The organism is Vibrio tritonius (genome assembly GCF_001547935.1).
Lineage (GTDB): Bacteria > Pseudomonadota > Gammaproteobacteria > Enterobacterales > Vibrionaceae > Vibrio > Vibrio tritonius.
Window position 1 is genome coordinate 2,321,624 of sequence record NZ_AP014635.1, and the last position, 19,063, is coordinate 2,340,686.

Consider the following 19,063-nt stretch of genomic DNA (forward strand, 5'->3'; position numbering starts at 1 on the left):
ATATTTTTCTAGTAGAATAACTAGGTATTCTAATCGGTGCCTTGCCTATGAGCGAATACATTCTCGCTGAAACCGCATCTTGAGGTTACTTGGGTAGAGATAGTTATTCCATAAAAAAACCGCCAAACGGCGGTTTTTAAATAGGGGTAATGCACTATCAATAGACTTAGTGTAATTTCAAGTTTGGACGCAACACACGGTTAATACGACCAACTAACATCATCAAGCCTGTTTTGAACATGCCATGCAACGCCATTTGGTGCATGCGGTAAAGCGAGATATACACCATACGCGCTATGCGACCTTCAACCATCATTGACCCTTTCGTTAGGTTACCCATTAAGCTACCCACGGTAGAGAAGCGGCTAAGAGAAACAAGTGAACCGTGATCTTTATAGATATACGGTTTCATCTCGCGACCATTTAGCTTCGCTATGATGTTTTTGAACGCCAAGCTCGACATCTGGTGAGCTGCTTGAGCGCGTGGTGGCACAAACTTACCATTTGGTTGAGTACACTGTGCTAAATCACCAATCACGAAAATGTCTTCATCGCGAGTTGTTTGCAACGTCTCTTTCACTACCAATTGGTTAATACGGTTAGTTTCTAAGCCTGCGATATCTTTCATGAAATCTGGGGCTTTAATCCCCGCAGCCCATACCATGATTTTCGCGTGAATCTTCTCACCGTCTTTAGTCGTTAGACCATCCGCCTCAGCTTTCGTTACCATAGTCGCGGTACGCACATTAACGCCCAACTTTGTTAACTCTTGATGAGCTGCTGCGGAAATACGTGGAGGAAGCGCTGGAAGAATACGTTCACCCGCTTCAACTAAGTTCACGTTCAGTTTGCTCGAGTCTAAGTCACCAAAGCCATAGTTACGCAATTCTGCAACGGCATTGTGCAATTCAGCAGAAAGCTCTACACCAGTAGCACCGCCACCGACGATAGCAATGTCGACAGTACCGTGACCTTGGTTGGCATGTAGCTTGAGGAACTCATTGTTCATTTCGGTACGAAAACGATGCGCTTGTTCAGGGCTATCAAGGAAGATACAGTGATCGCGCACCCCTTCGGTATTGAAATCATTGGAAGTCGAACCAATTGCCAGAACAAGAATATCGTATTCCAATTCGCGCTGTGGCATCAGCAGCTCGCCAGCTTCATCATGCTGTTCAGCCAAAACGATCTTTTTCGCATCGCGATCGATCGACTGTAAGCTACCGAGTTGAAAATCAAAACTGTGGTTGCGAGCATGAGCACGATAACTCAACGCATCAACACCTTCATCCAGTGAACCCGTTGCTACTTCGTGCAATAAAGGTTTCCAAAGATGGCTAGATTTACGATCAACCAGAGTAATTTTTGCGCGTCTTTTTCGGCCAAGGGTTCGACCTAATTTGGTTACCAGCTCAAGGCCGCCCGCGCCTCCGCCTACAACAATAATGCGTGTCACTTTACAAAGATCCTCAAAAAATAAACATTAGTAATTGTTTTTCTATTCGACAAAAGCCAAACAGAAAGAATTTGTCAGGTGCAGTAAATATCCGCACTCTTATGAGGTTCATAAACAACCGATAGTTCTAAACAACCGATAGTTCTGAGATGCCGAAACAAGGTTATCTGACATCAAAGTTTAGGCGAGTTTTTCACTCGTTCTTAATTTTTTTTGATATCTATCAATTTTTTTTGATGGCAATCATTATATATGGCAAATCTAGTCACGCAACCAAGAATTCATCGGCTCTGTCGGTTTTTTTAAGTAAAACCGCTAGAAAAAAGCGGCGATTAATGATCGCCGCTAATAACAGGACACTTAATGATCACTAAGCGTTTTGAACGCCTTTAACAATTGTAGATGATGGGAGATTTTAGGAAATTTATGTGGCTGTTTTTCATCCCACATAATGGAATAGTATGGTGAAAGTTCAGCAGCCGACTCACGGCTATCAAGGATGCCATCGGTACGAGATAAGAAAACCATACAACGGCTGGCATTATCATTACGAAAGCCATCGATACATTTGGTCGCAATATCTTCATACTCTTCTGGACGGTCTATTTTGCCGCCCATAGTCAATTCTGGATGGAGGTTAGGGTTAAACAGCGCCTGTTTTATCCCACAGAGAAACCCTACTCGTTCAGACCAATAAGCCCCTAGTCCGACCCCACAGATCAAGGGGGAAGGGTCATCACTGGTTTCAATCGCCTTTTGCACTTCATTGAGTAGATGCTGCATATCATGCTTGGGATGCTGAGTGCTGTAACTGATAAACCGCACATCATCATCAATAAACTGCAGCTGCATTATTTTTTCGTGGTTACCAGGGCTGGTAGAATCATACCCATGTAAATATACAATCATGTCACTTCCCTGCTTTATCGTTCAAATGACAGTCAGATTTGAGCTGACGCTTTGCCAATTTACCTGACTTACATGATGAAACAGTGATCCTACTTACATAAATTTTCTTTTATTTGAATAGCTTGTTGTTCATACACAGGGTCACCTCGTAGCTGAAATGCTAAGAGATACCACAGCAGAGCCATCATGTGGACACGGATAGACCACTGTTTCACCCCTTCAACCCAGCCATCGATATTATCAATATCGCGCAATTGACAATAGCGAGCGACATTAGTGGGCTCTAATTGATTCTCGGTGGTTAATAACATCGCCAAATCTAATCTTGGGTCAGCAATACCAGCATACTCCCAATCAATAACACTGAGCCCTTGGGGTGTCTTAATCAAATTATGCGGCCCCAAGTCAAAATGACACAGGGTCAACTCGACTGGGTCAAGTGCAGGTGCAGAACGCCACTGGTGATAGAGCTCGACCAGCGCCTCATCTTTCATTTTTGCATCGAGCTGCATCCAATAATGATCAACTCTGGCAGTGTAATTAAATGGCGCGACAGGAATGCGCTTTTTGTCCAATAAGTGAATGCGCACCAGTGTCTTAATTTGTATATCGAAATCCGCATCATCAAACAGCTCGCCATCAACCCATTCCACCAGCAAACCTTGATCATTAATGTACGCCGCATTCGGGGCAATCATGTCATGTTCGATGGCTTTGAGGATTTGGTACTCTTGAAAGCGCGAGATAGTGAAGGCTTTGGTTAACTCAGTAATAGGACGCCACACAAAACTGCCTTTGTGTGGCGCAATCACTTTCCAACAGCGGTTGGTGAGTCCGCCGGCTAACGTTTCTGCGTAAGTTGGCGGCACATCAAAGAAACGAGTCAAAGACAATAAAGTAGGATCAAGCTGACATGCTTCTGCCCATGCTATTTTGGCCATCACTCGTCTCCTTATCGGGGGCTAGCTCAATTTAGTGTTTATAAGCCAAACAGACTTTTTTGCTCTTGTTTACGAATTTCAGTTTCATCAGCCCATTCGATAAGACCGGTTTTTAGATCCATCAAACGCATTGTCATTTTGTAATACACGTCTTTATCACTGCCGGCATTTTTCACAATACTGGATAGATTGCCGTACAGCATGTATTGCGCACCAACCATTTTACCAAATTGGATTGCTGAGTTTTGGTTCACTAACTCGTCGTTATTTTGGAATTTTAGTTGCTGACGAACGGAGTCGACACGGTCCATATCCACAAAACGGAATTTACCTGAGTTTAGCAACTTCGTGCTGATCGAATCTGTGATGGATTCAGTATCAATATGTTCGCTGGTTTTATTTTTAATTCGTTCCACAAACACAATTGGACGTTTATCGTGAGTGATAGCCCCCACAGAACCAGACATCATCATGCTATCGACCATATCCGCAGCGATTTTTTGTAAGTCAGTAGAACCAAAGTCAGCGGTGACAGTTTCTACACCTTGTGCATCACCATAACTGACTTTATTAGCACAACCACCAAGTAGGACAGCTAATCCCAGTACAGCCCATAAACCTTTGTTCATTTTTGAAACCTCAAACTATTTCAATTTATTGATTAAACTGGCGAATTTGCACACGGAATTGCGTGCCATTGGGTTTGATTGATACTTCTGACAAGGTAATACCCTCACCGCCACGCACAATCGCTTGCTGCCATGCACTTGGCCGCGTATTCACTTCTAAACCTTGAGCATCGTACCAATAGAAACGATACTGAATAAACTGGTCACCTTTATAATGGCTGGTGAGTCGTACTACGCCGCGAGCATGCCCATTCAACTGAGTGGTGGTGATATCTTCGACTCTAAGTCGATCACCCAAAACATGGTCACCAAATAATACTTGTTGATTGGCGCCATCAACTTGCAAGCCTGCGGTATTCTTTGCACATCCAGCAAGCAGTCCTATCGCTATCAATGCTCCCAACCATTTTTTCATCACAATTTCCCTAGTTGTTTATGCCAAATCGTGGCGTTATCGCCTTGGCGTGATAACCAAACCAGCGTCGTCCCTCCAGAGGGGACGTTAAAAGTATAACTCTTTTGACCGACCTGAAGTGTTTGCTCTCCTGCAGAGACCAATTGACTCATCGCATTAACTTGAGCAGGTAAAGTTAACCAACTGCGGGTGTCTGGCTGCTCAGTAAGCGTGTTCCAAATGTTAAAGACCAAACTGCCAATATCATTACCTTGGGTCGTATTCTTACGCAGTTCGTCCTTAGCAATCACTCGTAACACTTGTCGGACAACAAGTGTGGGCATACGTTCAGTCAAATCTTGTTTAGCCATATTATTGACATCCGCTAACCGCGATCCCAACACAACCTTTTGGTTAAGCACTAAGTCAGCTTTACCGTGGTGGGCGTGGGATGGGTAATAAGGCAGGGCAACAGAATACAATGCTAATTGGCCTCGACTGTCATACAGAGGTAAAGTTAATTGCCATCCATCTAACGCATCAACAATGCCTTGTTCATCAATAAGAATGACTCGCCCTTGGCCTGTATTTAAGGAGGGCATATCCCCATAGCGTTTTTTCAGCATACGAAGGTCTTCATTCATAGCCAATGCTTTAGCAACACGGATGCTGGCTTCAATCACCGCTTGGTTATTTGGTGCTACGGCTAACGCTCTACGATAGTCAACATAAGCATCATTGAGATCATGAGACGTTTCATATAAAAGCCCAGATAAGAAAAACAAATACCCATTTTGTACCGCAGACAGCTTTTTGCCTGCATCTGGGTAATGCGCTAAAACAGCGCCTATATTGGGGCTGACACCTTCATCTTCTAGCTGCTGCTGTGCATTATCTAACTCAGCTTCTCGGCTCTTGCGTGCCGCCTCTTGTACTTGATTAGCTCGGCGCATTTCTACGAGGGCATCTTCCAGCTTTTGTTGTTGAAGATAGTTCAAACCAAGATAAAGATGCAAAAATCCCAATTCATAATCGGGAGCAATATACTCTTTTAAATTATCATTAATGGCGAGTGAGCCAACGCTGTTGGCACTGCGGCTAAGTGAAATGGTGGCTTCGTCCTGTTGCTCTTTTACGGCTTGATCAGACTTTTCAAATGCTGAAAAGCTTTGTGGATATTGGGCATCTAGAAAATAGACTCGCCCTTTTTCCAAATTATCAAGCACATCCCCTGCAACAAAATCATCGAGATTGTCAGTCGCTTCGGTGTAATTACCTGCTGCGACGGATTGATAAAGATCTTTATTTTGTGCGCTGTAATGGCTAAATAAGTTGCCGGCAGTAAAGTTAGCGCAACCACTGAGCAGCACACTGCACAGGGTTAACGAAACGTAACGTCGATGCATCGTCACCCGTCACTCCGTTTTTTAGTATTGCGATCGACACAGTGCCCGTTAAACGGGCACCTGATTCCTATTAGCTCATTAGCAATGGCCCAAGAGGGCGACCACCAAGAAGGTGCATATGAATATGATAAACTTCTTGGCCACCAAATGAGTTGGTATTCACAATGAGACGATAGCCATCGGCTGCAATACCTTCTTGTTCTGCGATTTTTTTCGCTACGGTAAACATACGACCAAGAGCTAACTCGTCTTCTTCCTCAACGTCATTGACAGTTGGGATAAGTTTATTCGGAATGATCAAAATATGGCTAGGCGCGCGAGGGTTGATATCACGAAAGGCTGTCACAAGGTCATCTTGATACAAGATATCGGCTGGGATTTCTTTGCGAATGATTTTACTAAAAATGGTTTCTTCCGCCATGAATTCACTCCATTGGAATATTGAGATTTAACATGTTGACAATGAGTATGCGCTAAGGGGTTGTAAAGCTCAATAAAAAACAGTGTTCTAGAAATTCACTCACTGCTCTGAACTATTTAGCTCACCGAGGTCTAAACCAGATATAGAGCCTAATATACCCAAATGACCTCAAGATGCAGACTTCAGAGCTTCATCAACGAGCACAGGTCAAGCTCAATGACGGAAGGAATGGTCATTCCCTTTCAACGTCATTTGGCGCAGAAATGGGCTTGTTGATGAGCTCCCAAGGGGCGAGTTGTATTCGCTCCTATGCTGCGTTACCGATTTTCTACGTAGAATAACTATGTATTCAAATCGGTGCCTTGCCTATAAGCGAATACATTCTCGCTGAAACAGCATCTTGAGGTTATTTGGGTATAAAACGCAATCCCCTTTGTTACAGAACGGCGTACATAGTTGCCGTTTTTACCACTTATTGTTAATACCCCGTCAAAAGACACGGTTACTGTCAGTATTCTCACAATAGGGTCTTGTTTTTTGCTCGAACCACCATTATATGAGTACCAAGCGCTTGCATCCTACCCTTTCGATACCTTCAGATTTTTGCAAGCCACACATGAGGATAATAATTTAGATGAGCATTCATGTTGGCATTATTGATCAAGATCCTGTGAGATTGGTCACGCCGTTATTAGACAGTCGAATCGATTGTCAGCACATTATTTTCGTTGGCGACAGCAACCAAGAAAGCATGTATCTCCGTTTACATACGGTACTGACTCAGCGAGGTATCGGGTCCGAATTTTTCGAAATTCCTTCAGGTACGAACATCTCGGAAATTAAACATAGTGTTCGTGGCCTAGTGGAAAGCCTTAAAGATCGTAAGCAAGAAATTCACCTCAATGCTAGTTGTGGTCTGCGACACCGTTTATTAGCCATTTATGAAGTTTTTCGCTCCTATCACTGGCCTATTTTTGTCGTGGAACCGTCAAGTGACCAACTCTGTTGGCTCTACCCAGATGCCAATGAAGATACACAAGTTCAAGACCACATCACTATTGCTGATTACCTCACTATTTTTGGTGCCCGCGGTGAGTTCGCCGAACAAACATTATCGCCCCAACTGGATCAAAAACTGTATGAGTTAGGTGAGCGCTGGGCAGGCAATGCGTTGGAATTAGGCCCTGGATTAGCAACGCTGAACTATCTTGCCACCACCTGTCGTAAAGAGCAGCGCCTTGATGTTGAACTATCCGAGAAACAACAAGGTTATCGTGAATTAAACATTCTCTTAGACGATCTTGTAGAAGCCGCTATCGCCACATACGAAAATGGCGTACTCACCTTCGCTAACGAAGATGCACGTCGTTTTTCTAACGGTGAGTGGCTAGAAACACTGGTTCATAGCACAGTGAAACAAATACAAGATGATATGCCAACCATTCAAGACCGCTCGCTCAACGTCCAAGTGTATCGCCAGCTTGGTGAACGAGAAGTTCGTAATGAACTAGATGTGGCTACAGTTGTTAATAACAAACTGCATATTATTGAATGCAAAACTAAAGGCATGCGTGACGATGGCGACGACACCTTGTATAAGCTGGAATCGCTACGTGATCTTTTAGGTGGCTTGCAAGCGAGAGCGATGCTCGTCAGTTTCCGTCCACTGCGCCATAACGACATTACTCGCGCCGAGGACCTAGGACTAGCTTTGATAGGCCCAGACGAACTTAAAGATCTAAAGCCTCACCTAGCCCGCTGGTTTAAAGAAGCTGGCGGTCGTGAAGAAGAGTTATAATTTTCAGTAACGTCGATAAACAACAAGGCCCGCTGAGTGCGGGCCTTGTTATTATGTCTAGTAAAAAACGTCAGATTAGCAATCATCTTCTGTAAAATTCGACGGCAACGTTTTCTTCATTTCATTCCACAAATGAGCACTGGCGATTCCATAATGGCGAATCAAGTTAGGTAATTGTTCACTTGAACCGCTTTGGCACACAGCCAAAAGATCTTTGTAGAAATTCAACGCCAATGCACATGACTGAGGGTTGGAGAAATAATAACTACCCACTCGATCATAGAGCTTTTTAAGGCCATTAAAAATCAAACCGTAAATCTGATTTCCAGAATGAAATGCTAAACGTTGGAACAGCATATAGTCATAAAAGTTAAAGGTTTTCGCCACCAATATTTGCTGACGTTTCTCTTCATCTTTTTCGCCATCATCTTTCACTTCTTGGGCAATTTTATCTGCATAAGGCGACTGAGAAACAAAAGCATCCCAAGACTCAGCACTTAATAAAGCCTCACAAGAGTCAATGACATTTTTAATTGTGCGTTCCGAATTCTCACGGTTTACTTTGAAAGCATAACGCATGAAAATAGGGCTAATATTGGTACGAGCCGCTAAAAGGTCTTCCACAATGCTGGTTGCGTTATCCGCATCTAACGTCATCAAGGTATCCAAAATATGAAGCCCGGAGGTTTCCATAAATTGGTTTACTTTAGTAGGTTTGCCGTGCTGAATGGTTAACCAACCATCTCGAGCTAAACGCTGTAATACTTCTCTTAGTGTCGTACGAGTAACACCTATCAATTCAGAGAGTTCTCGCTCGGCTGGTAGAATCGAGCCTGGGGGGAAACGTCCGTTCCAGATGCTTTCAATAATATATTTTTCTGCAAAACCTGCTGGGCTTTTTGCCTTAATGACCATTAAGTACTTTTCCGGTTTTTTTAATTATCTATCGAATGAACTCATCATACCACTATAAGCTAACTAGCGGAAACGACCCATCGATAAAGTTGTCAAAATGTCACACCTGTCATTGACAGCCATGGTGTTTTATTACGATATTGTTAGCTTATGTAACTAAAACATAACGATTTTTTATGTTTCAAAATATTACATATCCACTAATGTGTGACCACCCTATAAACAACACTAACAATAACACCCTATCAAAAATACGATAACTCTCTCTAAGTTAAAAAGTTTTTTGTGACTTTTATCATAAGGATTGGATGCAAGATCACCAATTCGGTTTGACGTGAACCATCGGTTCAATTTGTGATATGCTCGAAGTACTTTAGCGATGTGGTAGATAACGATAAGATGATTTGTTACTGTTTTGTCGTTGATTTTTTAGTCACATCTCGTTTATCGCGTTGAATGTTTCCATGTAGCATCGCTTTTAGGGATAGCTTGAGACCACACATTTCAAACTATTAACTCAGGCTATTTATGGTTTAGCAAACACACCGCTGATGTTGATGTACTATGCGTCGATATCATTGAATCTCCTGCATAATAAACGATTCGCCAATGCGGACCGCTTTGGAGGCTTCAATGATCAATGTCTCATCGAGCTCTCATAGTCAGTAATTAAGCAGTGTCTATTCATAATAACAGATAAGAGTAATCATCATGCCAATATCCTTAGGAAACGCTTTTATCAAGAATTTCCTTGGAAAAGCGCCAGATTGGTACAAAGTTGCCATTGTTGCATTTCTAATAATTAACCCTATTGTCTTTTTCTTTATCAACCCCTTCGCTGCCGGCTGGTTGTTGGTCGTAGAATTCATTTTTACACTTGCAATGGCGTTGAAATGTTACCCACTACAACCAGGTGGACTACTTGCTATTGAGGCGATTGCTATCGGCATGACCAGCCCAGAGCAAGTTAAACACGAATTGGTGGCTAATATTGAAGTTTTATTGCTGTTGGTCTTTATGGTCGCCGGCATCTATTTCATGAAGCAGTTGTTGCTGTTCATTTTTACTAAAATTTTGTTAGGTATTCGCTCAAAGATCGCCTTATCTGTCGCCTTTTGTGTCGCGGCTGCATTTTTGTCAGCGTTTCTAGATGCGCTAACGGTAATCGCCGTTATCATCAGTGTTGCGGTCGGTTTCTACTCGATCTACCACAAAGTGGCATCTGGACAAGGAAGCAACTCAAGCCATGACCATACTCATGACGATTCTATCCCAGAACTCACACGTGACGATTTGGAACAATACCGCGCTTTTCTGCGTTCTTTGCTCATGCATGCGGGTATTGGTACTGCGTTAGGTGGCGTAACCACGATGGTGGGTGAACCACAAAACTTGATCATAGCCGATCAAGCAGGATGGCTGTTTGGCGAGTTTTTACTCCGTATGTCTCCAGTCACCTTGCCTGTCTTTATCGCTGGGCTTTTGGTTTGTATGTTGGTGGAAAAATTCCATTGGTTTGGCTATGGCGCACAACTTCCGGTGGCTGTACGTCAAATCCTTAACGACTTTGATCAAGAAGAGCGTAAAAACCGCACCAAGCAAGATGTCGCTAAACTTATCATCCAAAGCCTTATCGCTTTATGGTTGATTTTTGGCCTAGCGCTACACGTGGCGGCAGTAGGTCTTATCGGCCTGTCCGTCATTATCCTCGCGACTGCGTTTACTGGCGTTGTAGAAGAACATTCTCTGGGCAAAGCCTTTGAAGAAGCCTTGCCTTTCACAGCGTTATTGGCCGTGTTTTTCTCTATTGTGGCCGTTATTATCGACCAAAATTTGTTTACGCCAATCATCGACTGGGTGTTACATATCGAAGATAAAGGCTCACAACTTGCGCTGTTCTATATCGCAAACGGGTTACTCTCGATGGTATCAGATAACGTGTTTGTCGGTACTGTCTACATCAATGAAGTGAAAACAGCGCTGTTGCATGGCGTGATAGACCCAGACCAATTCGCGTTGCTTGCTGTTGCTATTAATACCGGTACTAACCTACCTTCAGTAGCGACACCAAATGGTCAAGCAGCGTTCTTGTTCCTACTAACCTCGGCTCTCGCTCCACTGATTCGCCTTTCTTATGGCAGAATGGTGTTAATGGCCCTTCCTTATACAATTGCACTGACCATTATTGGTCTGTTATCCATTGTGTTCTTGGTTGAGCCTGCAACCGCTTATTTCTATGATTTAGGCTGGATATCACATCATACGATTCAAGCAGTAGGCACAGCGGTATCAAGCCATTAAAATTTGCCTTGGCAATGAAACTATTTCAAGATAAAAAGCTCTGATATTTCAGAGCTTTTATTTTTAACCAAGGATGAACCTGTGAACATTCTCTATCCACTCAACACATTTTCACGTCAACGCAAAGCCTGGTTACTGCTGCTACTGTGCATTATCATTTTCGAATCTTGTGCGCTGTTCTTTCAACATGTCATGCTACTTGCTCCATGTGTCATGTGTATTTATGAGCGCATTGCAATGCTTGGCATCGGTCTAGCAGCCATAGTCGGTGCAATAGCGCCACAAAACCCGGTTTTTCGTTGGGTAGGCTTCGCTGGCTGGGGTATCGCTGCTATCAAAGGGTTGACGTTAGCCTTGCAGCATGTTGAATTCCAACTGCACCCATCACCATTTCACACCTGTGATTTATTTGTGACTCTGCCGAGCTGGATGCCTCTCAACGAATGGATGCCATGGATGTTTCAGTCTTACGGAGATTGCAGCGAGATTGTCTGGCAATTTTTAACTCTCTCCATGCCTCAATGGCTTGTGGTCATCTTCGCCGGTAACCTCGTTGCACTGGCTATTATGATTGTGGCGCAATTTAGCAAGCAACGTTAATCGTAGCTCTATCAACTAAACCATCACATAGCCTAAAAAGAAAAAAGGGCGTTTATCCATCGATAAACGCCCTTTTATATGTCTGCTAATCAGTCATTCACAGCTTGCGATTAGTCTCGTATCGGCGCAGGTGCCAACACTTCTCGATTACCATTATGTCCAGGGGCACTAACGATACCCTGCGCTTCTAATTGCTCAACAATACGTGCCGCACGGTTATAACCAATTTTGAAACGACGTTGTACGCCAGAAACCGAACCTCGGCGAGTTTCAACCACATGCTCAACCACTTGGTCGAATAGAGGGTCGACATCTTCATCCGCTTCCATACGTTCGCCAGGCAGCAACATTTCAGGGCTTTGATCACCTGAGGTAATTTCATCGATATAATTCGGCTTACCACGTGCTTTCCAGTTATTGACTACCGCATGCACATCATCGTCGGACGCAAAAGCACCATGAACACGGACAGTATGGCTAGACCCCGGAGGTAAGTACAACATATCCCCCATACCCAAAAGCGATTCTGCCCCGCCCTGATCGAGAATTGTACGTGAGTCGGTTTTTGTCGATACCGTAAAGGCAATACGCGCAGGAATGTTGGCTTTGATCAAACCGGTTATCACATCCACCGATGGGCGCTGTGTAGCAAGAATTAAGTGAATTCCCGCCGCACGAGCCTTTTGTGCTAAACGTGCGATTAACTCTTCTACTTTCTTACCAACCACCATCATCAGATCGGCAAATTCATCGACAACCACGACGATATACGGCAATTTTTCCAGTAGTGGAGGCTCAGGATCCATACTGTCCCCTTCACGCCATAATGGGTCATGAATTGGGTGACCAGCTTCCGCTGCCATTTTAAGTTTTTCGTTAAAGCCTTTAAGGTTACGCACCCCTAATACAGACATCAGCTTATATCGGCGCTCCATCTCACCAACACACCAACGTAAAGCATTCGACGCATCTTTCATGTCTGTAACAACTTCAGACAACAGATGAGGGATCCCTTCATAGACGGACAATTCCAACATTTTCGGGTCAATCATGATAAAGCGAACGTCTTCTGGTGTTGATTTATACAACATACTCAGAATCATCACGTTTACACCCACAGATTTACCTGAACCAGTGGTACCAGCAACCAATACGTGCGGCATTTTCGACAAATCAGCAACCACGGCATCACCGGCAATGTCTTGACCCAAAACAACCGTTGTTGGTGATTTTGAACGTTCAAACTGCTCACTAGCCACCACATCAGACAAATAAACTGTCTGACGGGTCATATTCGGCAGCTCAAGTCCGACATAAGGTTTGCCCGGTATCACTTCGACAACACGTACAGCCAGTGCAGAGAGCGAGCGAGCCAAGTCCATCGACAAGCTCGAGATACGGCTTACTTTGACCCCTGGCGCCAAATCCAACTCAAAACGTGTAATCACAGGTCCTGGGAATATATCCACCACCTTGGCTTGGATTTTATAATCAGCCAATTTGGATTCAACCAAACGAGCAATCTGTTCAAGCGCATCTCTATCGATGAAGTCTTCCCGTTTCTCTGGATGATACAGCAGTTCCAGTGTCGGCATTGGTTCAGCGGGTTTAGGTAGTACCGTTTCCTTTTGTACTAAGAACGGATTTTGACTTGCCGCTGCGTTATTTTGTGCCTCAGATACCATATTTTGGAACGCCTTTACGTCCTCATCTTGGTCATCATCAGAACTGGCTAATTCATCTTGATCCGAAATATAGAAATTCGTCTCATCATCATCGATATCGAGATGGGAAATTGTAGGACCATTCTCTTCATCAGTCTCAACCGACAAATTCGCATTAGGCTCATGAGAAGTCTCATTATGCCATGGCATCTCGTCATCAGTGAGTGGCTGTTGTGTTATTTGCTCAACATTATCGGCATAATCATTATGCTCTCGAGCGTCCATGTCCAACTCTTCAATCGTTGAATTAAGTTGCTTACTCCGAGGTATTTCTTCTTCATCGTCATACACATACGTAGGCTTTGCTGACTCTGTAGCGAATGAAGTTTCAGGAGCCACTCGTTCACGGCGCTCAGGGACATGGATATTAAATCGGCGTGCATTATCGGTAGGTTCAACGTACTCATCTTCCGCAACGCTATGAGCCTCCTGCCCTACCTGCTCCAATTCATCTTGCTGGTCTAAATCGACCGTGGAAATTAAAGGATCATTTTTATCTTCGACGGGCAGCTCTGCGTCATCCACGATTGACGGTTCTACAAGGTTAGGCGTGATAATTTCTTCTTTTTCACCACGCATACGATTCGCGAGCCACTGAAAACCTTCAATACATTTCTCACCAAGGCGCTCGACAATCCTTAACCAAGAGATCCCGGTAAGTAGCGTGAAACCTGCGCCCCAAAGAAATAACATGGCAAGAGTGGTACCCAATACATTTAATGTCGGTAAAGATAAACTGGTAATAACATCACCAATCACACCACCGGAAGAGAAATACCAAAGGTCATCAAAATTGATATCAGCTAAAGCACAGCTGGTCAGCATCAATACGATAAGACCCAATAAACGCGTTCCCCACAACATAAAATCAATCGGTTCATCAGCCGAGCGTTTACGTAAGGTAATCCATGCGCCTAGAGTCAATAGAAAGGGAATCGGATAGGCCAGTGAACCAAAAACAAAAAACAGCGTGTCAGCAACCCAGGAGCCTAGTAAGCCACCCGCATTGTGAATATTGCTTCCCCAAGCCGTTTGTGACCAAGAAGGGTCGGCTGGGTTAAAGGTAAATAAGGATACGGCCAATAGAACGGATGCCAGCACTGCCAGTATCAGTCCACACTCTTTTAATCGTTCAACACCATTAAGACGAAAGAACGGTGCTAATTCACCAGTCTTCACAATGGTCTCTACTTTTTTCTTGTTCTCTTTGAACATAAACCAACTTGATTATGACTTGAGCCAATATGGTAAACAATATACTCATATTATGGGCGTGAAAACAGTCCGAGCGGCCGGAGCCGCTCGATTTGTCAAAAGATTTAACCATACCTAGGTCAAAAACCCAATTAGCCAAAGTCAGAATGTGGCAAGAAGTTGCACTTTTTAGAGTGACTTCGCTTAACGAGTTTTGATAACCAGTTGGTTGGTTTGTTTGACTTCTTCCATTACCACATAAGTACGTGTGTCGTTTACCCCAGGCAAACGCAACAGCGTATCCCCTAGCAGCTTACGATACGCCCCCATGTCGGACACCCGTGTCTTTAAAAGATAGTCGAAATCACCGGAAACGAGATGACATTCTTGAATATCATCTAGCTTTTGAACGGCAGTATTAAACTGTTCAAACACATCAGGTGCACCACGGTTCAACGTAATTTCAACAAACACAAGTAGAGAAGCATCCAAATATTGCGGATTCAGTAATGCAGTATAACCTGTGATATAACCTTGACGCTCTAGACGTCGTACACGCTCCAGACACGGTGTAGGAGAAAGGCCTACGCGTTTGGATAACTCTACGTTTGAAATACGACCATCTTTCTGCAACTCATTGAGTATATTGCGATCAATACGGTCTAGATCCTTGGACGGCTTCTTATAGTTGTCTACCATTTTTTATTCCACCTTTTTACTTCCTTGCAAACATATATGCTACAACTTATTAAAATTTAGCATCAAATATAAACAACCAGCAACTATACTAGCGTTAAATTCGTACTAGCACTCTATAAATAGTCATTACAACCATACTTTTACAAGGGGGCAGAATGATCATTGGCGTGCCGAAAGAAATCAAGAACCACGAATACCGAGTCGGGATGGTTCCTGCTAGTGTCAGAGAACTGATCTCTCACGGTCACCAAGTGTATGTAGAAACTCATGCCGGTAACGGCATCGGCATTTCAGACGATGACTACATCGCTGTAGGTGCATCCATTCTACCCAAAGCTGCAGACGTCTATGCGTGCGCAGATATGATTGTAAAGGTTAAAGAACCTCAAGCTATCGAAAGAACTTTACTTAAAGAGGGGCAAATATTATTTACCTATTTGCACCTAGCCCCAGATTTTCCACAAACTGAAGCGCTTATCAAGAGCAAAGCTATCTGTATAGCCTACGAGACTGTAACAGATAATATGGGTCGCCTACCACTATTAGCCCCTATGTCCGAAGTCGCCGGTCGAATGTCCATCCAAGCTGGAGCGCAAATCCTTGAAAAATCCCATGGTGGGCAGGGGTTGCTACTTGGAGGTGTTCCAGGCGTTGCACCAGCCAATGTCCTTATTCTTGGCGGAGGGGTCGTCGGAGCTAATGCCGCGCGAATGGCTGCGGGGCTACGCGCCAATGTTACAATACTCGATCGCCATCTTGACACATTACGGCGGTTAGACCAAGAGTTTCAGGGGCGAATTCAATTACTTTATTCCACAAAAGAGGCAATTGAGCAACAAATACTCGGCGCAGACCTTGTCATTGGAGCGGTTTTAATACCCGGCGCATCTGCCCCCAAACTCGTTACAGCAGATCATATCCGCCAGATGAAGCAAGGGGCAGCGGTTGTTGATGTAGCAATTGACCAAGGTGGGTGTTTTGCAACCTCCCATGCAACTACGCACGACAACCCAACATTTATCGTTGATGATGTTGTCCATTACTGCGTAGCAAACATGCCCGGAGCAGTGGCAAAAACATCCACTTATGCGCTAAACAATGCCACTCTCCCCTACATCATAACGTTAGCTAACTTAGGTGTGAAAAAGGCTCTGTTACAAGACGAAGGGTTACGCAATGGTTTAAACGTCTATTTAGGTCATATTACATGCCAAGAAGTCGCTGTCAGTGCCAATTTACCTTATATACCCGCGCTAGAACTGCTCAGTCTCTAAAATCGGCAAGTCGCTCCCTAAAGCATGGATTGCTTTGGGGAACATGACCTACCTTGAATGACGTTTCCTACCTTGAATAAAAAAGTTGCGCGGCGTAGTGGCCCGCGTACAGAATTCGCTAACGGTAACATCGTAGCCGTGTTCTTCGAGAAATAACATACGATCGAGTATTAGCCACCATTCTAATAGGCGGCGAAATCCCCCTTGTACCAAGCTCAATTTTTCCATCAATAGGAATTGTTGCTCACCAATACGTTGATAATGATTCCAATCCACTGACGCGGGCAGGACCCACCCTTTCTGATCACACGCCCATTGGCAAAAATGCGCAAACCCTGAATCGAGCAATGATTTTTTAATACTGGGGACTGTTTCATAATCGCAAAAACCAAGTACATCTTTGCCTAGTGCTTGAAAGCCTAGGCGGTAAACCATTTCCGTTTGGCGATGGCGCCGAACTCTCTCTCCCCCTGTCACCGTTTCTTGTAATGGAATGCGCAATTCATTACGCGACAGAAGCAAGGCACTTTGCTGCGCTGTCAAAGACAAAGGTTGATAGTGTTCAGCCTGAATTAAATGGTAACAACAAGGAGAAAATGAGATCGCCTGACAGCCATTCGCTACAGCATGTTTAAGCATCACTGTATGAAGGTCACCGCAAGCATGCAGAGCAACAACGTGAGAATGAGATGTTAGCAATTGACTGGCTGATGCATCAAACGCATCACCTTGCACAAAATGCATCGGTAAATGCTGCTGATCAGCAAACACCTGTCCTGAATCGCATAACGCTTGCTGATACTCGAAGCTAACCACTGGTGCTTGATAACGAAAAGCCAGCAACCGACCAAGATACCCTTTACCAGAACACCATTCGACCCACGGACCTTTAACACCAGGTTGGCGCTCAATTTCATGAGTAATAGCAAGAATCTGCGCCACTTTTCGCCCAGGAACCCCCGTCAATAAACGGGCCTCATCAGCCAGTGGATGTTGAACGGTTTCCGTCGTCAGTGAAGACTGCTCAAGTAACTGTTGATATGCCATCATATCTGGGAAAAACTGACCTAACTCAGTCATGTGTCGTTTAGGATCATTTTGCATGGCTTCAACGTGTTGGTAATCAAGTGTATTAAGCCAGTCAATCAAAGGGGGGAGACCCTCTTTCCATGCGGTAGGATAGCAAGAACACAGAGACTGTAAAAAAGGTTCAAAACGCCAATAATTTTGATGTCGTAGCAAAAACGCTGTGAGTTGGTTAAAAGTCGCTTTCATACCGCCCCCGAAATGTCAGTGGCGGTATTCTAAGAGTCGAGAAAAAAAACTCAAACTAAATCATTATCGAGTCGGTAAAACGATATCCCTAAACATCTCATTGATTTCCGAGTTCGACTTTAATGTAATGGCTTGCTCTACTACAGGACGAGTTAAATGCGGTGCGAATAATTGCATAAAATCAAACATATAAGAGCGTAGAAACGTACCGCGACGAAAGCCAACACTAGTGGTACTGTCACCAAACATATGCCGCGCATCAATGGCAACGAGATCGCTATCGGCCTCTTGATCAATCGCCATACTGGCGACGACACCAACACCAATCCCCATACGCACATAGGTTTTAATCACATCTGCATCGGTTGCAGTAAAAACAATACGTGGTGTTAATCCTTCACGATGAAATGCAGCATCCAATTCAGACCGACCAATAAAGCCAAACACATAAGTGACCAAAGGGTATGCAGCTAAATCGGAGATAGTCACTTTATCTTTGTTGGCGAGAGGATGGTCTTTAGGTACTACAATTGATCGATTCCATCGATAGCACGGCAACATCACTGCATCTTCGTACAGATGCATCGACTCAGTTGCAATCGCAAAATTCGCCGCACCTTTCGCAACAGCTTCTGACATTTGAGAGGGAGTGCCTTGATGCATGTGAAGAGAAACACGTGGATATTGGTGGGTAAATTGCTTGATGGCTGAGGGAAGTGCGTAGCGAGCCTGAGTATGGGTAGTTGCAATGTGAAGCGAGCCCATTTGCGGATGAGTATGTTCCCCAGCAACCGACTTAATACTCTCAACTCTTGATAAAATATCCGTCGCAATTCGAATTATTTCGTCCCCAGCACGGGTGACCTGCGTGAGATGCTTACCACTACGCTCAAAGATCTGTATGCCCAATTCATCCTCTAACATACGAACTTGTTTACTAATACCCGGCTGAGAGGTATAGAGGCTCTCTGCCGTTGCTGAGACATTTAAGTTATGATTAACCACCTCAACAATGTATTTTAATTGTTGTAACTTCATGAACTATTCCGCTTTTCCCTAAATTGGACACAACACTTATGCTACTTTATTTATATTAAATAGTTATATCGTGTTAAAGCCTATTTTCA

At 44.0% G+C, this 19,063-nt stretch carries 17 protein-coding genes; 5 read left to right on the forward strand and 12 right to left on the reverse strand.

Annotated elements, in window-relative coordinates:
- Window positions 1-166: 166 nt before the first annotated feature.
- The 7 genes from JCM16456_RS10255 to hinT all read right to left on the reverse strand — a co-directional run bounded on the left by JCM16456_RS10255 (window position 167) and on the right by hinT (window position 6,156).
- Window positions 167-1,456: an NAD(P)/FAD-dependent oxidoreductase gene (locus JCM16456_RS10255; protein ID WP_068714122.1), complete on the reverse strand. Its 1,290-nt coding sequence runs from the start codon at window positions 1,454-1,456 to the stop codon at window positions 167-169.
- Window positions 1,457-1,816: 360 nt separating this feature from the next.
- Complete coding sequence (gene ycfP / locus JCM16456_RS10260) at window positions 1,817-2,365, reverse strand: alpha/beta hydrolase YcfP (protein ID WP_068714123.1); 549 nt, start codon at window positions 2,363-2,365, stop codon at window positions 1,817-1,819.
- Window positions 2,366-2,454: 89 nt separating this feature from the next.
- Window positions 2,455-3,306: a phosphotransferase gene (locus tag JCM16456_RS10265; protein ID WP_068714124.1), complete on the reverse strand. Its 852-nt coding sequence runs from the start codon at window positions 3,304-3,306 to the stop codon at window positions 2,455-2,457.
- A 38-nt stretch (window positions 3,307-3,344) separates the two neighbouring features.
- Window positions 3,345-3,935, reverse strand: a complete 591-nt coding sequence (gene lpoB, locus JCM16456_RS10270; protein ID WP_068714125.1) for a penicillin-binding protein activator LpoB — start codon at window positions 3,933-3,935, stop codon at window positions 3,345-3,347.
- A gap of 25 nt (window positions 3,936-3,960) precedes the next feature.
- On the reverse strand, window positions 3,961-4,350 hold the full coding sequence (locus tag JCM16456_RS10275; protein ID WP_068714126.1) for a YcfL family protein: 390 nt from the start codon (window positions 4,348-4,350) through the stop codon (window positions 3,961-3,963).
- Entirely contained in the window at window positions 4,350-5,735 is a 1,386-nt protein-coding gene (locus JCM16456_RS10280) for a COG3014 family protein (RefSeq protein ID WP_068714127.1), read from the reverse strand. The genes JCM16456_RS10275 and JCM16456_RS10280 overlap by 1 nt, the downstream gene beginning before the upstream one ends.
- A gap of 70 nt (window positions 5,736-5,805) precedes the next feature.
- Window positions 5,806-6,156, reverse strand: a complete 351-nt coding sequence (hinT, locus tag JCM16456_RS10285) for a purine nucleoside phosphoramidase (RefSeq protein ID WP_068714128.1) — start codon at window positions 6,154-6,156, stop codon at window positions 5,806-5,808.
- A gap of 173 nt (window positions 6,157-6,329) precedes the next feature.
- On the opposite strand from hinT, the gene JCM16456_RS23705 reads away from it, so the two are divergent.
- Together JCM16456_RS23705 and JCM16456_RS10290 are read left to right on the forward strand one after the other, a co-directional pair.
- Window positions 6,330-6,497 (forward strand): hypothetical protein, encoded by a 168-nt coding sequence (locus JCM16456_RS23705; protein WP_156430507.1) that lies wholly within the window; start codon window positions 6,330-6,332, stop codon window positions 6,495-6,497.
- 293 nt (window positions 6,498-6,790) lie between these two features.
- Complete coding sequence (locus JCM16456_RS10290; RefSeq protein WP_068714129.1) at window positions 6,791-7,954, forward strand: DUF1887 family protein; 1,164 nt, start codon at window positions 6,791-6,793, stop codon at window positions 7,952-7,954.
- Window positions 7,955-8,029: 75 nt separating this feature from the next.
- Here the strand turns inward: JCM16456_RS10290 and fadR are convergent, their stop codons facing one another.
- Window positions 8,030-8,869 carry a fatty acid metabolism transcriptional regulator FadR gene (gene fadR, locus JCM16456_RS10295; protein WP_068714130.1) on the reverse strand — a complete coding sequence of 280 codons (840 nt, stop codon included), beginning with the start codon at window positions 8,867-8,869 and terminating at the stop codon, window positions 8,030-8,032.
- Window positions 8,870-9,580: 711 nt separating this feature from the next.
- Between fadR and nhaB the strand changes: the two genes are divergently transcribed.
- Together nhaB and dsbB are read left to right on the forward strand one after the other, a co-directional pair.
- On the forward strand, window positions 9,581-11,170 hold the full coding sequence (nhaB, locus tag JCM16456_RS10300; RefSeq protein ID WP_068714131.1) for a Na(+)/H(+) antiporter NhaB: 1,590 nt from the start codon (window positions 9,581-9,583) through the stop codon (window positions 11,168-11,170).
- An 81-nt stretch (window positions 11,171-11,251) separates the two neighbouring features.
- The gene (dsbB, locus tag JCM16456_RS10305; protein WP_068714132.1) at window positions 11,252-11,770 is read left to right on the forward strand and encodes a disulfide bond formation protein DsbB; all 519 of its coding nucleotides are present in this window, start codon (window positions 11,252-11,254) and stop codon (window positions 11,768-11,770) included.
- Between the two features lie 110 nt (window positions 11,771-11,880).
- Here dsbB and JCM16456_RS10310 read toward each other — a convergent pair whose 3' ends face one another.
- Complete coding sequence (locus JCM16456_RS10310; RefSeq protein WP_068714133.1) at window positions 11,881-14,709, reverse strand: DNA translocase FtsK; 2,829 nt, start codon at window positions 14,707-14,709, stop codon at window positions 11,881-11,883.
- 183 nt (window positions 14,710-14,892) lie between these two features.
- Window positions 14,893-15,387 (reverse strand): leucine-responsive transcriptional regulator Lrp, encoded by a 495-nt coding sequence (gene lrp / locus JCM16456_RS10315; RefSeq protein WP_068714134.1) that lies wholly within the window; start codon window positions 15,385-15,387, stop codon window positions 14,893-14,895.
- Between the two features lie 155 nt (window positions 15,388-15,542).
- Between lrp and ald the strand changes: the two genes are divergently transcribed.
- A complete protein-coding gene (gene ald / locus JCM16456_RS10320) occupies window positions 15,543-16,661 on the forward strand; it encodes an alanine dehydrogenase (RefSeq protein ID WP_068714135.1) in 1,119 nt (372 codons plus the stop codon).
- 48 nt (window positions 16,662-16,709) lie between these two features.
- Here ald and JCM16456_RS10325 read toward each other — a convergent pair whose 3' ends face one another.
- Together JCM16456_RS10325 and cysB are read right to left on the reverse strand one after the other, a co-directional pair.
- Window positions 16,710-17,936 (reverse strand): methyltransferase, encoded by a 1,227-nt coding sequence (locus tag JCM16456_RS10325; RefSeq protein WP_068714136.1) that lies wholly within the window; start codon window positions 17,934-17,936, stop codon window positions 16,710-16,712.
- Window positions 17,937-17,999: 63 nt separating this feature from the next.
- Window positions 18,000-18,974, reverse strand: coding sequence for an HTH-type transcriptional regulator CysB (cysB, locus tag JCM16456_RS10330; protein ID WP_068714137.1), 975 nt, complete (start codon window positions 18,972-18,974; stop codon window positions 18,000-18,002).
- Between the last annotated feature and the right edge of the window lie 89 nt (window positions 18,975-19,063).

Coding starts and splice junctions, on each gene's coding strand:
- hinT (WP_068714128.1), bottom strand. CDS start 6,156: ATGGCGGAAGAAACCATTTTTAGTAAAATCATTCGCAAAGAAATCCCA.
- JCM16456_RS10310 (WP_068714133.1), bottom strand. CDS start 14,709: ATGTTCAAAGAGAACAAGAAAAAAGTAGAGACCATTGTGAAGACTGGT.
- JCM16456_RS23705 (WP_156430507.1), top strand. CDS start 6,330: ATGCAGACTTCAGAGCTTCATCAACGAGCACAGGTCAAGCTCAATGAC.
- cysB (WP_068714137.1), bottom strand. CDS start 18,974: ATGAAGTTACAACAATTAAAATACATTGTTGAGGTGGTTAATCATAAC.
- fadR (WP_068714130.1), bottom strand. CDS start 8,869: ATGGTCATTAAGGCAAAAAGCCCAGCAGGTTTTGCAGAAAAATATATT.
- ycfP (WP_068714123.1), bottom strand. CDS start 2,365: ATGATTGTATATTTACATGGGTATGATTCTACCAGCCCTGGTAACCAC.
- lrp (WP_068714134.1), bottom strand. CDS start 15,387: ATGGTAGACAACTATAAGAAGCCGTCCAAGGATCTAGACCGTATTGAT.
- JCM16456_RS10280 (WP_068714127.1), bottom strand. CDS start 5,735: ATGCATCGACGTTACGTTTCGTTAACCCTGTGCAGTGTGCTGCTCAGT.
- nhaB (WP_068714131.1), top strand. CDS start 9,581: ATGCCAATATCCTTAGGAAACGCTTTTATCAAGAATTTCCTTGGAAAA.
- JCM16456_RS10275 (WP_068714126.1), bottom strand. CDS start 4,350: ATGAAAAAATGGTTGGGAGCATTGATAGCGATAGGACTGCTTGCTGGA.
- lpoB (WP_068714125.1), bottom strand. CDS start 3,935: ATGAACAAAGGTTTATGGGCTGTACTGGGATTAGCTGTCCTACTTGGT.
- JCM16456_RS10290 (WP_068714129.1), top strand. CDS start 6,791: ATGAGCATTCATGTTGGCATTATTGATCAAGATCCTGTGAGATTGGTC.
- JCM16456_RS10325 (WP_068714136.1), bottom strand. CDS start 17,936: ATGAAAGCGACTTTTAACCAACTCACAGCGTTTTTGCTACGACATCAA.
- ald (WP_068714135.1), top strand. CDS start 15,543: ATGATCATTGGCGTGCCGAAAGAAATCAAGAACCACGAATACCGAGTC.
- JCM16456_RS10265 (WP_068714124.1), bottom strand. CDS start 3,306: ATGGCCAAAATAGCATGGGCAGAAGCATGTCAGCTTGATCCTACTTTA.